Origin of the sequence: Pseudomonas canadensis (assembly GCF_000503215.1) — a bacterium.
In the GTDB taxonomy this organism is placed as follows: Bacteria; Pseudomonadota; Gammaproteobacteria; order Pseudomonadales; family Pseudomonadaceae; genus Aquipseudomonas; species Aquipseudomonas canadensis.
In genome coordinates this window covers 849,056-862,082 of record NZ_KI628539.1, presented here as the reverse complement: position 1 = coordinate 862,082, position 13,027 = coordinate 849,056, and the positions used below count along the sequence as shown (strand labels likewise).

At 61.1% G+C, this 13,027-nt stretch carries 13 protein-coding genes; 8 read left to right on the top strand and 5 right to left on the bottom strand.

The window, feature by feature from the left end:
• Positions 1-17: 17 nt before the first annotated feature.
• Positions 18-599 (bottom strand): RNA polymerase sigma factor RpoE, encoded by a 582-nt coding sequence (gene rpoE, locus U367_RS0126910; RefSeq protein WP_003172477.1) that lies wholly within the window; start codon positions 597-599, stop codon positions 18-20.
• Positions 600-1,062: 463 nt separating this feature from the next.
• On the opposite strand from rpoE, the gene nadB reads away from it, so the two are divergent.
• Positions 1,063-2,679 carry an L-aspartate oxidase gene (gene nadB, locus U367_RS0126905; RefSeq protein WP_028619340.1) on the top strand — a complete coding sequence of 539 codons (1,617 nt, stop codon included), beginning with the start codon at positions 1,063-1,065 and terminating at the stop codon, positions 2,677-2,679.
• Here the strand turns inward: nadB and U367_RS0126900 are convergent.
• On the bottom strand, positions 2,648-3,094 hold the full coding sequence (locus tag U367_RS0126900; RefSeq protein ID WP_028619339.1) for a protein YgfX: 447 nt from the start codon (positions 3,092-3,094) through the stop codon (positions 2,648-2,650). The genes nadB and U367_RS0126900 overlap by 32 nt on opposite strands.
• Entirely contained in the window at positions 3,078-3,332 is a 255-nt protein-coding gene (locus tag U367_RS0126895) for an FAD assembly factor SdhE (RefSeq protein WP_014717362.1), read from the bottom strand. Before U367_RS0126895 ends, U367_RS0126900 begins: the two co-directional genes overlap by 17 nt.
• Positions 3,333-3,472: 140 nt before the next feature.
• Here U367_RS0126895 and ygfZ point away from each other — a divergent pair, with 140 nt between their 5' ends.
• Positions 3,473-4,414, top strand: a complete 942-nt coding sequence (gene ygfZ, locus U367_RS0126890) for a CAF17-like 4Fe-4S cluster assembly/insertion protein YgfZ (RefSeq protein ID WP_028619338.1) — start codon at positions 3,473-3,475, stop codon at positions 4,412-4,414.
• Between the two features lie 36 nt (positions 4,415-4,450).
• Complete coding sequence (locus tag U367_RS0126885) at positions 4,451-5,272, top strand: HDOD domain-containing protein (RefSeq protein WP_028619337.1); 822 nt, start codon at positions 4,451-4,453, stop codon at positions 5,270-5,272.
• On the opposite strand, the gene U367_RS0126880 is transcribed toward U367_RS0126885, so the two are convergent.
• Both U367_RS0126880 and U367_RS0126875 read right to left on the bottom strand, forming a co-directional pair.
• Positions 5,273-6,658, bottom strand: coding sequence for a sensor histidine kinase (locus U367_RS0126880; RefSeq protein WP_028619336.1), 1,386 nt, complete (start codon positions 6,656-6,658; stop codon positions 5,273-5,275).
• Entirely contained in the window at positions 6,651-7,322 is a 672-nt protein-coding gene (locus U367_RS0126875; protein WP_010212220.1) for a response regulator, read from the bottom strand. Before U367_RS0126875 ends, U367_RS0126880 begins: the two co-directional genes overlap by 8 nt.
• A 234-nt stretch (positions 7,323-7,556) precedes the next feature.
• Between U367_RS0126875 and U367_RS0126865 the strand changes: the two genes are divergently transcribed.
• The 5 genes from U367_RS0126865 to U367_RS0126845 are packed head-to-tail and all read left to right on the top strand — an operon-like array spanning position 7,557 to position 12,921.
• Positions 7,557-8,849: an OprD family porin gene (locus U367_RS0126865; RefSeq protein WP_028619335.1), complete on the top strand. Its 1,293-nt coding sequence runs from the start codon at positions 7,557-7,559 to the stop codon at positions 8,847-8,849.
• Between the two features lie 33 nt (positions 8,850-8,882).
• The gene (locus tag U367_RS0126860) at positions 8,883-9,866 is read left to right on the top strand and encodes a Bug family tripartite tricarboxylate transporter substrate binding protein (RefSeq protein ID WP_016975161.1); all 984 of its coding nucleotides are present in this window, start codon (positions 8,883-8,885) and stop codon (positions 9,864-9,866) included.
• Between the two features lie 59 nt (positions 9,867-9,925).
• The gene (locus tag U367_RS0126855; RefSeq protein ID WP_028619334.1) at positions 9,926-10,384 is read left to right on the top strand and encodes a tripartite tricarboxylate transporter TctB family protein; all 459 of its coding nucleotides are present in this window, start codon (positions 9,926-9,928) and stop codon (positions 10,382-10,384) included.
• 1 nt (position 10,385) lies between these two features.
• Positions 10,386-11,900 carry a tripartite tricarboxylate transporter permease gene (locus tag U367_RS0126850; RefSeq protein WP_012722750.1) on the top strand — a complete coding sequence of 505 codons (1,515 nt, stop codon included), beginning with the start codon at positions 10,386-10,388 and terminating at the stop codon, positions 11,898-11,900.
• The gene (locus tag U367_RS0126845) at positions 11,893-12,921 is read left to right on the top strand and encodes an AbrB family transcriptional regulator (protein WP_028619333.1); all 1,029 of its coding nucleotides are present in this window, start codon (positions 11,893-11,895) and stop codon (positions 12,919-12,921) included. The genes U367_RS0126850 and U367_RS0126845 overlap by 8 nt, the downstream gene beginning before the upstream one ends.
• Positions 12,922-13,027 lie beyond the last annotated feature (106 nt).

Genomic DNA, 13,027 nt, shown 5'->3' with positions numbered 1-13,027 from the left:
GGCTGTCGCCGCTGTCTTTAGTTCTCTTGCAACAACGGTTGCAAGGCTTTATCGATGGCTTCCCGGGCCCGGAAAATCCGTGACCTTACAGTCCCCACCGGACACTGCATGACGCTCGCAATGTCTTCGTAACTCAGACCATCAAATTCACGTAAAGTTAACGCCGTACGCAAATCTTCTGGCAGTTGCTGAATAGTGCGATGAACGGTGCCTTCGATCTCGTCGCGCAGCAATGCACGCTCCGGCGACTCGAGATCCTTGAGGCCGTGATCACCATCGTAAAATTCCGCATCTTCTGAACTTACATCGCTATCCGGTGGCCGGCGTCCGCGAGACACCAGATAGTTTTTCGCCGTGTTGATGGCGATTCGATATAGCCACGTGTAAAACGCACTATCACCGCGAAAGTTACCAAGTGCACGGTAAGCCTTGATAAAGGCTTCCTGTGCAACGTCCTGCGCTTCATGGGTGTCGTGCACAAACCGCACGATCAACCCGAGAATTTTGTGCTGGTATTTCAGCACTAGCAGATCAAAAGCTCGCTTGTCGCCGCGTTGAACGCGCTCGACCAGCTGCTGATCCTCTTCCTGGGTTAGCATGAACACTCCTCGTTGTACTTGAAGGAGGCTTGCATAACTAAACGATCAGGCTTGCAAACATAGACTCGGTCTTTTCGCAAAAGTTCTCCCCCTTCAAGCAAGTTTCCGGCACGCACTGATTTGGCACACACGAAAAACGCAGTACGGGCATGGCCGACTGCGCGAATAATCTTGTCGCCGGTTTTCTGACGCGTCCAATGCTCCCGACGGGCCAATAAACTCAACGTTTTCCCAGCTTTCGGGCAACCTGCTATTGAGTCGGGGCTTATGCAAAAAGTTCCCACCTCAATAACCTGGCGATTTTACCCTAGCCGTGCACCGTAATCTCACATTGCCACGAATGCCCGGCTATTGTGCCGCTCCACCCCTCTATATACTAGTAGCCCGTGTGACCCTTTGATTCGCCGATCCAGGCGTCCTGTTTGCGCCACCTCTTCGGATCGCTTTTTGCGGAATCCCTCCAATGAGCCAACAGTTTCAACACGATGTCCTGGTGATCGGCAGCGGCGCGGCCGGTTTGAGCCTTGCGCTGACTCTCCCCAGCCACCTGCGCATTGCGGTACTGAGCAAAGGTGACCTGGCCAACGGCTCGACATTCTGGGCCCAGGGTGGTGTCGCCGCGGTGCTGGATGACACCGACACGGTGCAATCCCACGTCGAAGACACCCTTAATGCCGGTGGCGGCCTGTGCAATGAAGAAGCGGTGCGTTTCACCGTCGAGCACAGCCGTGAAGCCATCCAATGGCTGATCGATCAAGGCGTCCCCTTTACCCGCGACGAACACGCGGGCAGCGACGACGGCGGTTTTGAGTTCCACCTGACCCGAGAAGGCGGCCACAGCCACCGCCGCATCATCCATGCGGCAGACGCCACTGGCGCCGCTATTTTCAAGACACTGCTCGACCAGGCTCGCCAGCGCCCCAATATAGAATTGCTGGAACAACGCGTCGCGGTCGACCTGATCACCGAAAAACGCCTGGGCCTGGACGGCGAACGCTGCCTCGGCGCCTACGTACTCAACCGCACCAGCGGCGAAGTCGACACGTACGGTGCGCGCTTCACCATTCTTGCCTCCGGCGGCGCGGCCAAGGTCTACCTCTATACCAGCAACCCCGACGGCGCCTGTGGCGACGGGATTGCCATGGCCTGGCGCTCGGGCTGCCGGGTGGCCAATCTGGAATTCAACCAGTTCCACCCCACTTGCCTGTATCACCCGCAAGCCAAGAGCTTCCTGATTACCGAAGCCCTGCGTGGCGAAGGCGCCCACCTGAAACTGCCCAACGGCGAACGTTTCATGCAGCGCTTCGACCCACGCGCCGAATTGGCCCCGCGCGATATCGTCGCCCGCGCCATCGACCATGAAATGAAACGCCTGGGCATCGACTGCGTCTACCTGGACGTCAGCCACAAACCCGAAGCCTTCATCAAGACCCACTTCCCCACCGTCTATGAGCGTTGCCTGGCGTTCAACATCGACATCACCCAAGGCCCGATCCCCGTAGTTCCGGCCGCGCACTACACCTGTGGTGGCGTGATGGTCGACCAGCACGGTCGCACCGACGTCCCAGGCCTGTATGCAATTGGCGAAACCAGCTTCACCGGCCTGCACGGCGCCAACCGCATGGCCAGCAACTCGCTGCTCGAATGTTTCGTCTATGCGCGCTCGGCGGCGGCGGACATCCTTGAACAACTGCCGCGCATTCCGGTGCCGGCCGCCCTGCCCCGCTGGGACGCCAGCCAGGTCACCGACTCGGACGAAGATGTGATCATCGCCCACAACTGGGACGAGCTGCGCCGTTTCATGTGGGACTACGTGGGGATCGTGCGCACCAACAAGCGCCTGCAACGCGCGCAGCATCGCGTGCGCTTGCTGCTGGATGAAATCGACGAGTTCTATAGCAACTACAAGGTCAGCCGCGACCTTATCGAACTGCGCAACCTGGCCCAGGTGGCGGAACTGATGATCCGCTCGGCGATGGAACGCAAGGAAAGCCGCGGCCTGCATTACACCCTCGACTACCCACAGATGCTGCCCGAAGCCCGCGACACTATCCTGGTGCCAGCCACCTACGGCGGCTGAACTTCAGACGAACCCGCAGGCGCCGATGCACATCGGCGACCTGCGAATCCCTGGGCACACACACAGAACGTATCCGCCATTCGCCTGGCACCCGGTAACGCAAAACGACGATCAATGGCAAAGCGAGGCTGTCGGGACGTAATTGCACGCTGTGCCAGCCCTGCTCCGCATTGAGCAACTGCCAGCCGTCGGCGTCGCGACGCAGGCCACGAATCGACGAACGGTGAGTCAGCAGGACAGAGCGCGGCAAAACCCAGGCCGCGTGCGCCAGACACACCAGCAAGCCAAGGCTTGAATAGGACAGATCAAGAAACAAAAGCGTACCCAGTGCAAACAGCTGGGCAAGGAGATACGCCGCCAGCAACAGCCGTGAGGCCTGCCAGCGGCATTCAAAGGTATTACTTGGGCTGGACACGGTCCAGGATCATCCGAACCATGCGCTGCAGCTCTGGGTCTTCGGATTCGGCGCGCTCCATGAACCAGCCGAACATGTCCTGGTCTTCACAAGTCAGCAGCCTGACGTAGAGGTCGCGATCCACCTGATTGAGCGTTGCATAGACCTCTTTGGTGAAAGGCACCAGCAACACATCCAACTCCAGCATGCCACGACGGCTGTGCCAGTAGAGACGATTGATTTCTACATCTTCGACCATGGAGCGCTCCTCAAATAGGCGGCAAGTATACAGGCCCGACGGCACCGGAACAGTCGGCTTTGGTCGCCCCATACGGAAACTATCCATTTGCCGGGCGCCCCTCTATGATGCACCCATGACTTTTTGACCTGCGATGACCCATGGCTGACTCTGCTTTCTTCTGCCCCCTGTCCCACGAAGGCGTTCTCGCCGTCCGCGGCTCTGATGCCGCCAAATTCCTTCAGGGCCAACTGACCTGCAACCTCAATTACCTGAGCGATACCCAGGCCAGCCTCGGCGCGCGCTGCACGCAAAAAGGGCGCATGCAGTCGAGCTTCCGCATCCTGCTGCAAGGTGACGGCGTGTTGCTGGCCATGGCCACCGCGCTGCTGGAACCGCAGCTGGCCGACCTGAAGAAGTACGCCGTATTCTCCAAGTCCAAGCTCACCGACGAAAGCGCCGCCTGGGTGCGCTTTGGCCTGGTGAATGCGGACCTGGCCCTGGCCAGCCTTGGCCTTGAACTACCCGCCGATACCGACAGCGTCGCCCGCAACGATACGTTGATCGCCATCCGTATCTCCCCAGATCGCGCTGAACTCTGGGTGCCTGCCGAGCAAGGCGACGCCATACGCAGTCAATTGGCTGCAACCCTTGAACAAGCCGATCTGAATGAATGGCTGCTGGGGCAAATCCGCGCAGGCATCGGCCAGGTCATGCAGCAAACCCGCGAGCTGTTTATCCCGCAGATGCTCAACCTGCAGGCCGTTGGCGGCGTAAGCTTCAAGAAAGGCTGCTACACCGGCCAGGAAATCGTTGCGCGCATGCAGTACCTGGGCAAACTCAAGCGTCGCCTGTACCGTTTGAGCCTCGATGCGCCTGAAATGCCCGAGCCAGGCACGCCACTCTTTTCACCCAGCCACAACAGCGCAATCGGCGAGGTGGTGCTTGCTGCAAAAGCCGGCCAGACCATTGAACTTCTGGCCGTGTTGCAAGCCGAAGCTGCCGATAGTGGCGATGTGCACGTAGGCACATTGGAAGGTCCAGGCTTGCAGTTGCTCGACCTGCCTTACACGCTCGACCGTAATCGAGAGATCCAACGCTAGTCGCCGTACCTTTTTGCAACACCCTAGAGAGCATGAATGAACAAGCTGGCGGAAAAAGTCCAACAGGCTTTAGTGACGGCCATCGACAACGATGACCTGGTTCTGCCGACATTGCCGGAAGTGGCCCTGAATATTCGTCAGGCCGCTGAAGACCCGGAGATCAGCATCAGCCACTTGAGCAAAGTCATCGGTCGCGACACCGCGCTGTCGGCGCGTCTGATCAAAGTGGTCAACAGCCCGTTGTTGCGCGCGACCCAGGAAGTCACCGACCTGCACACCGCTATCACCCGACTGGGCACCAACTACAGCAGCAACCTGGCGATCGGCCTGGTGATGGAGCAAATCTTCCACGCCCGCTCCGACGTGGTCGAACAGAAGATGCGTGATGTATGGCGCCGCAGCCTGGAAGTGGCGGGCGTCAGCTATGCCTTGTGTCGCAGCCACAGCCAGCTCAAGCCAGACCAGGCCGCTCTCGGCGGCCTGGTACACCAGATCGGCGTGCTGCCTATCCTGACGTACGCCGAAGACCACTACGAGTTGCTTTCGGACCCGGTCAGCCTCAATCACGTCATCGAGAGCATCCACCCGTTGCTCGGTGACAAACTGCTGAGCGGCTGGGACTTTCCGGAAATGCTCGCCAAACTGCCCGGCCAATACCTCAACCTGGAGCGTGATTCAGCCAGCCTCGACTACGTCGACCTGGTGCAGGTGGCCGTGTTGTATTGCCATCGCGGCACCGATCACCCCTTGGCCAGCGTACCGGTCTCGACCTTGCCTGCGATCAAGAAACTGCGGTTCGACCCGTACAGCGAAGACTTGCGCTCCGAGTTGGACGAAGCCCGCTCGATGTTCTATTGATCAGCCCGCGATAAAACTCACCCGCACTTTCAACCCGGCCAGTTCGCCATCATGCAAGCTGATCTGTGCCAGGTGCGCCCGACAAATCTCACCGACAATCGCCAACCCCAGGCCTGAGCCCATGCCCTGCTGACTGCGACGGTAGAAACGCTCGAACACGCGATCCCGCTCATCCAGCGGGATACCTGGGCCATCGTCCTCCACTTCCAGCACCGCCGGCGCCGTCACCCGCAGAATCACGTTGCCGCCCGGCGGTGTGTGAGCCAGGGCGTTGTCCACCAGGTTGCTCAGCAACTCATTCAACAGGGTCGGCTCACCGCGCAACCACACCGGTTCGTCGGCCTCCAACGCCAACGCCACGCCGCGTGCGTGGGCCAGCGGCGCCATGGCCATGCCCAGTTCCCGGGCCAACTGGCTGAGGTCAAGTAACTGTGCGCCGCCCTCGGCAATGGCGCGGGCACCGTTTTCGATACGTGCCAGAGACAGCAATTGATTGGCCAGATGGGTCAGGCGGTCAGTGCCCTGAGCTGCGGTTTCCAGAGTGGTGCGCCACGTGGCGGGGTCTTCGGCGCGCAAGCCCAGTTCCAGTCGCGCCTTGAGCGCGGCCAGTGGCGTGCGTAATTCATGGGCTGCATCGGCGATGAACTGCGCCTGTCGTTCGAACTGTCCGCGCAGGCGTTCGGTAAAGTGGTTGAGCGAGCGCACCAGCGGCCCGAACTCATGCTGCACTTCCACCAATGGCAATGGACGCAAGTCGTCAGGCTGACGCTCTTCGACCGCCGTGCGCAGGCGCTCCAGCGGGCGCAACGCTGCACTCACGGCAAACCACACCAGCAACAACGCACCGATGGCGAGCATGCCTAAACGCAGCAAAGTGTCGGCCATCAAGCTGCGCGCCATGCTCACACGCGCTTCATCGGTTTCGGCCACGCGGATTTCCGCCATACCGTTCATGTTCGGTTCGGAAACGGCCTTGAGCAAACTCACCACGCGCACTTCCTGGCCTTGATACACGGCGTCATAGAAGCGTGCCAGTGCGGGATAGTCATCGGTACGCGGCGTGCCTGGCGGTGGGCCGGGCAGGTTTTCATAGCCAGAGATGAGCTTCTGGTCGATGTCGTTGACCTGGTAATAAATGCGTCCGGCGCTGTCGTAGGCGAACGTATCCAGCGCCACATACGGCACGTTCGCACTCAAGGTGCCATCCACCTGGGTCAAGCCGGCGGCGATGGTGCGCGCCGAGGCCAGCAACGTGCGATCGTAGGCGGTGTCAGCGGCTTCGCGACCATTCCAGTAGGCGCTCATGCCACTGGCGAGCATCAACAGCACCAGCAACAACGCCAGGTTCCACAGCAGGCGCCAACGCAGGCTGCTGGGCTTATGCATCGCGGGCTTCCAGCAAGTAGCCGAGGCCGCGAAAGGTCACGATAGCGATGGGCTGGCCGTCGAGTTTCTTGCGCAGGCGATGCACGTAGATTTCGATGGCATCGGGGCTGGCCTCTTCGTCCAGGCCGAACACCTGGGAAGCCAGTTGTTCCTTGCTCATCACCCGGCCTGGCCGAGCAATCAGCGCCTCAAGCACCGCTTGTTCACGGGAGGTGAGCGTCATCAGCTCGCCGCCCACGGTGAAACGTCGCGTGTCGAGGTCATAGACCAACACGCCGCAGGCCTGTTGACGCTCGCCACCCAGCACACTGCGCCGCAACAAAGCCTTGACCCGCGCTTCCAACTCGGTGAGCTCGAAAGGCTTGGCGAGGTAGTCGTCGGCCCCCAGGTTAAGACCGTGCACACGGTCTTTCACATCACTGCGCGCCGTCAACATCAGCACTGGCAGATTTTTCCCACGGGCGCGTAGGCGTGCAAGCACCTCGAAACCGTCCATGCGCGGCAGCCCCACATCGAGGATCGCCGCCGCGTATTCCTCGCTGCTCAGGGCCAGGTCCGCCGCCACGCCATCGTGCAGCACGTCGACGGTCAGACCCGTGCTCTTGAGCGCTTGCGCGACACTTTCGGCGAGTTGCAGATGGTCTTCAACCAGCAGGACACGCATGGATTTCTACCTCATTCAGGGGTGGTCGGCGCCACGCTTTGCTGGGCAGTTTACAGGCGCCGCCTGCTCTGTGAAGCCCGAAAACATTGAAAGCCAACTGAAAGGTTAGTGAAAGCTTCGCCCTTTAGCATCCAGCTACGGTGGTCTATGCCCGCCGAGCGGCTTCAGCGCCGCGCCCGAAAAACGCCTCGAAGCGTTTTCGCCAAAATAAGAACAATAACGGAGTACACAACGATGCTGTCGACACAGCCCCAGGCCCCCTCGCCTGTTCGTTTTTCTCGCCTGACCCAGACCGCCCTCGCCAGTGCTGCTACCCTTGCCGGCTTTTCGCCGCTTAGCCAGGCTGCCTTCTTCGAAGACAGTAGCGCGACCCTGGAAACCCGCAACATGTACTTCAACCGCGACTTTCGCGATGGCACCAGCGCCCAGCAATCCAAGCGCGACGAGTGGGCCCAGGGCTTCATGCTCAACCTGCAGTCGGGCTACACCGACGGCACCGTCGGCTTTGGCGTGGATGCGCTGGGCATGCTTGGGGTCAAGCTCGACTCCAGCCCTGACCGCACCGGCACCGGCCTGCTGCCCACGCATGACGATGGCCGCGCCGCCGACGAGTACTCCAAGCTGGGCCTGACCGGCAAAGTGAAGATCTCGGCCACCGAGCTGAAGATCGGCTCGCTGATCCCTGAACTGCCGATCCTCAAGCCCAATGACGGCCGCATCCTGCCGCAGACTTTCAATGGCGGCCTGATCACGTCCAAGGAATTCAAGAACCTGGTGTTCACCGGCGGCCGCCTGGACAAAGCCAAGGACCGCGACGACACCAACTACGAAGACATCGCCCTCAACAACAAGAACAGCCGCTTCGTCAGCGGCGCCACCGGCAAGCACTTCAACTTTGGCGGCGCCGACTACAAATTCGCCGACAAGATCACCGGCAGCTACCACTTCGCCCAACTCGACGACGTGTACCGCCAGCACTTCCTCGGCCTGGTGGCTGCGCGCCCGATGGGCCCCGGCACCTTCGGCACCGACCTGCGCCTGGCCATCAGCGATGACACCGGCAGCGCGCGCGGCGGCAAGATCGACAATAAATCCCTCAACGGCCTGTTCAGCTATGCCCTCAATGGCCACAAGCTCAGCGCCGGCTACCAGCACATGTCCGGCGACAGCGCCTTCCCGTATGTGGATGGCAGCGATCCGTACCTGGTCAACTTCGTGCAGATCAACGACTTTGCCGGCGCCGAAGAGCGTTCCTGGCAGGCGCGCTACGACTTCGACTTCGCCAAGCTGGGGATTCCCGGCCTGAGCTTCATGAGCCGTTACCTGTCGGGTGACAACATCAAGCTCAAGAACGGCGAGACCGGCAAGGAGTGGGAACGCAACAGCGAGATCAAGTACGTAGTGCAGACCGGCACGTTCAAGGATGTAGCCGTGCGCCTGCGTAACGCCACGTACCGTTCCAACTACTCAGCCCGTGATGCGGATGAAATGCGCTTGCTGGTCAGCTATAGCGTCGCACTTTGGTAGTACCCCCTCATAACAACAAAGATGGAGATAACCATGACCCCTTCACTGCGTAAATTGGCCCTCGCCGCCGGCTGCATGCTGTTCGCCGGCCAACTGCTGGCTGCCGACGAGCCCAAGCGTCCGGAATGCATCGCCCCGGCCTCGCCTGGCGGTGGTTTTGACCTGACCTGCAAACTGGCGCAAAGCGCGCTGGTCAACGAGAAGCTGCTGAGCAAGCCGATGCGCGTGACCTACATGCCAGGCGGCGTCGGCGCAGTGGCCTACAACGCCGTGGTCGCCCAGCGTCCAGCCGATGCCGGCACCCTGGTAGCCTGGTCCAGCGGTTCGCTGTTGAACCTGGCCCAGGGCAAGTTTGGTCGCTTCGATGAAAGCGCCGTGCGTTGGTTGGCAGCGGTCGGCACCAGCTACGGGGCCATCGCAGTGAAAGCCGACTCGCCCTACAAGACCTTGGACGATTTGGTCAAAGCGCTGAAAAAAGATCCGGGCAGCGTAGTGATCGGTTCCGGCGGCACCGTCGGCAGTCAGGACTGGATGCAAACCGCGCTGATCGCCAAGGCCGCCGGGATCAACCCGCGCGAACTGCGTTACGTGGCGCTGGAAGGCGGCGGCGAAATCGCCACTGCTCTGCTGGGTGGCCATATCCAGGTGGGCAGTACCGACATCTCCGACTCCATGCCGCACATCCTGAGCGGTGACATGCGCCTGCTGGCCGTGTTCTCCGAGCAGCGCCTGGACGAGCCGGAAATGAAGAATATTCCGACCGCCAAAGAGCAAGGCTACGACATCGTCTGGCCGGTGGTGCGTGGTTTCTACCTCGGGCCAAAAGTCAGCGATGCCGACTACGCCTGGTGGAAAGAAGCGTTCGACAAACTGCTGGCCTCGGAAGAGTTCGCCAAGCTGCGCGACCAGCGCGAGCTGTTCCCGTTCGCCATGACCGGCCCGGAGCTGGACACCTACGTGAAGAAACAGGTGGCTGACTACAAAGTGCTGGCCAAAGAGTTCGGCCTGATCCAGTAATCGCCCCTCTTTTGCCCGGTCACGCCCGTTGCACACGCGGCGTGGCCCAGGAGTTCAACATGCTCTTACAACGCATTTTCGCCTCCGTGCTATTGCTGGCCTGTGCCGCCCTGGCACTGATGGCCTGGCCGTACCAGGCATCGTTTTCCTACGAGCCGGTAGGACCTCGCGCCTACCCGCTGCTGATGCTCGGGCTGATGAGCCTGGCGCTGATCTACATGCTGTTCCGCCCACAGCCGACCAAACACACCGAAGAAGAACCCGCGCTGGACCGCGAAACCCTGATCAAGATCGGCATCTGCGTCGGCCTGTTGATCGTATTCGCCGGCACCTTCGAACCCCTGGGTTTCATCCTCAGCAGCATGCTGATCGGCATTCCGATGGCGCGCCTGTATGGCGGCCGCTGGTTGCCGAGTGTGGTGATCGTCAGCCTGATGGCGATTGGTCTTTACCTGCTGTTCGATAAAGCCATGGATGTGCCGCTGCCCCTCGGCCTGCTCGACGTTCTGGAGAACTGATATGGATACTTTCGGCTACTTGGGCCAGGGCTTCGGCGTTGCACTGTCCCCTTACAACCTGGTGACCGCACTGTGCGGCACCCTGATCGGCACCGTGGTCGGCCTGTTGCCGGGCCTTGGCCCGATCAACGGCGTGGCACTGTTGATCCCCATCGCGTTCGCCCTGGGCCTGCCGCCGGAATCGGCGCTGATCCTGCTGGCAGCCGTGTACCTGGGCTGCGAATACGGCGGGCGCATCAGCTCGATTCTGCTGAACATCCCGGGCGAAGCCTCCACCGTGATGACCACCCTCGACGGCTACCCGATGGCCCGCAAAGGCCTGGCCGGTGTAGCGCTGTCGTTGTCGGCGTGGAGTTCGTTCATCGGCGCGTTTATCGCTACCTGCGGCATGGTGCTGTTTGCGCCGTTGCTGGCCAAATGGGCGATTGCCTTCGGGCCGGCGGAATATTTCGTACTGATGGTGTTTGCGATTGTCTGTCTCGGCGGCATGGCCGGTGACAAACCCTTGAAGACCTTTGTTGCAGCGCTGATAGGCTTGTTCCTGTCGGCTGTCGGCATCGACGCGAACAGCGGCGTGTACCGCTTTACCGGCGACAACATCCACCTCACCGACGGCATCCAGTTTGTGGTGTTGGTGCTGGGCCTGTTCTCTATCAGTGAGATCCTGTTGCTGCTGGAAAAAACCCACCGTGGCCAGGAAGCCGTGAAAGCCACGGGCCGCATGATGTTCAACCTCAAGGAAGCGGGCGCGGTCTTTGTCGTCAACATCCGCTGCGGTTTGCTGGGTTTCATCATGGGCGTGTTGCCAGGTGCCGGTGCGACCTTGGCCTCGGCCGTTGCCTACATGACCGAAAAACGCCTGGCCGGTGCCAGCGGCAAGTTCGGCCAGGGCGACATGCGCGGCCTCGCTGCTCCAGAAACCGCCATCGGCGCGTCCGCCTGCGGCGCCCTGGTGCCCATGCTGACCCTCGGCGTACCCGGTTCGGGCACCACGGCGGTGATGATCGGCGCGCTGTCGCTGTACAACATCACCCCGGGTCCGCTGCTGTTCCAACAGCAACCCGACATCGTCTGGGGCCTGATCGCCTCGTTGTTCATCGCCAACATCATGCTGGTGATCCTCAACATCCCGATGATCCGCATCTTCACGCGTATCCTCGCCGTGCCGAACTGGGCGCTGGTGCCGGTGATTGCCATCATCACGGCGATTGGTGTTTATGCCGTGCACGCCACCACCTTCGACCTGTTCCTGATGGTCGGTATCGGCATCTTCGGCTACATCCTGCGCAAGCTCGACTTCCCGCTGTCGCCGGTACTGCTCGGCTTTATCCTCGGCGGTTTGATGGAGCAGAACCTGCGCCGTGCGCTGTCGATCTCCAACGGTGACCTGCAGATTCTCTGGTCGAGCCCGATCACCTTTGGCGTGTGGGTACTGACGGCGCTGATGCTGGCCTTCCCGCTGATCCGCATCTACCGCAAACGTGCCCTGCAGCGTCGTGCCGTGGCCGATGTCTGAGGTCACCTTTAAACATTGGTGGGGAACACCGCTGGTCGGCCTGGCCGGCGGTTACCTGGCCAGCCTCGTCGGCTGGCCTTTGCCGTACATGGTCGGCTCGTTGCTGGCGATTATCCTGGTGCGCTGCCTCACGCCGTGGCAGTTGGCGGAGATTCCCGGCGGGCGCAAATGCGGCCAATGGGTAGTGGGGATCGGGATTGGCCTGCACTTCACCCCGGTGGTGATTGAGCAGGTGATGAGCCACTTCGGGCTGATCTTCGTCGGTGCGCTGGTCACTAGCCTATCGAGCGTCGTCGGGGTGTGGCTGATGCGCCGCAGCGGTGAAGACCGCGCCACCGCGTTTTTCTCCAGCATGCCGGGCGGCTCCGGTGAGATGGTCAACCTCGGCGCACGCAATGGCGCGGTGCTCAGCCGTGTCGCGGCGGGGCAGAGTCTACGAGTGCTGGTAGTGGTGCTGTGTGTGCCGGCGATCTTCAAATATCTGCTGGAAGGCGGCACGCCGCAGTTTCATCCGGCGCCGGTGAGTTGGCCTTGGCTGTTGGCGCTATTTCCGATAGGCGCGCTGGTGGCCTGGGGTTGGCAGCGGTTGCGTCAGCCAAACCCGTGGTTGTTCGGGCCGCTGCTGGTGAGTGCGACGGCCAGCGTCGTTTGGGATTTGCATATCGGCCTGCCAGACGGCGGCAGCCAGATTGGCCAATGGTTGATCGGCAGCGGCCTAGGTTGCCACTTCAATCGTCAATTCTTTCGTCGCGCGCCCTCGTTCATGGGCCGCACCCTGATTGGTACGGCCTTGACCATGGCGCTGGCAACCTTGGCGGCGGTAGGGCTGAGTGTGTTGACCCATCTGGACCTGCGCTCGCTGACCCTGGGCATGATGCCCGGCGGGATCGCCGAGATGAGTCTTACAGCCGAGACCCTGCAACTGTCGGTGCCGTTGGTGACGGCCATGCAAGTGATGCGATTGTTGTTTGTACTGTTTCTGGCGGAGCCGTTGTTCAGGCGCTGGAACCGGCAATCTTGACCCGGGTGGCAGTGGTTCACTTCGGATCGCTGCCATTTGTCGGAACTGTCAACTCTCACAGCTAGGCAAGCTCATCGCCGTGATCCTCAATCGTGCTACTGAACCC

Excerpts from the sequence above, each read along its gene's own strand:
- rpoE (WP_003172477.1), bottom strand. The coding sequence starts at position 599 with ATGCTAACCCAGGAAGAGGATCAGCAGCTGGTCGAGCGCGTTCAACGC.
- nadB (WP_028619340.1), top strand. The coding sequence starts at position 1,063 with ATGAGCCAACAGTTTCAACACGATGTCCTGGTGATCGGCAGCGGCGCG.
- U367_RS0126895 (WP_014717362.1), bottom strand. The coding sequence starts at position 3,332 with ATGGTCGAAGATGTAGAAATCAATCGTCTCTACTGGCACAGCCGTCGT.
- ygfZ (WP_028619338.1), top strand. The coding sequence starts at position 3,473 with ATGGCTGACTCTGCTTTCTTCTGCCCCCTGTCCCACGAAGGCGTTCTC.
- U367_RS0126885 (WP_028619337.1), top strand. The coding sequence starts at position 4,451 with ATGAACAAGCTGGCGGAAAAAGTCCAACAGGCTTTAGTGACGGCCATC.
- U367_RS0126880 (WP_028619336.1), bottom strand. The coding sequence starts at position 6,658 with ATGCATAAGCCCAGCAGCCTGCGTTGGCGCCTGCTGTGGAACCTGGCG.
- U367_RS0126875 (WP_010212220.1), bottom strand. The coding sequence starts at position 7,322 with ATGCGTGTCCTGCTGGTTGAAGACCATCTGCAACTCGCCGAAAGTGTC.
- U367_RS0126865 (WP_028619335.1), top strand. The coding sequence starts at position 7,557 with ATGCTGTCGACACAGCCCCAGGCCCCCTCGCCTGTTCGTTTTTCTCGC.
- U367_RS0126860 (WP_016975161.1), top strand. The coding sequence starts at position 8,883 with ATGACCCCTTCACTGCGTAAATTGGCCCTCGCCGCCGGCTGCATGCTG.
- U367_RS0126855 (WP_028619334.1), top strand. The coding sequence starts at position 9,926 with ATGCTCTTACAACGCATTTTCGCCTCCGTGCTATTGCTGGCCTGTGCC.
- U367_RS0126850 (WP_012722750.1), top strand. The coding sequence starts at position 10,386 with ATGGATACTTTCGGCTACTTGGGCCAGGGCTTCGGCGTTGCACTGTCC.
- U367_RS0126845 (WP_028619333.1), top strand. The coding sequence starts at position 11,893 with ATGTCTGAGGTCACCTTTAAACATTGGTGGGGAACACCGCTGGTCGGC.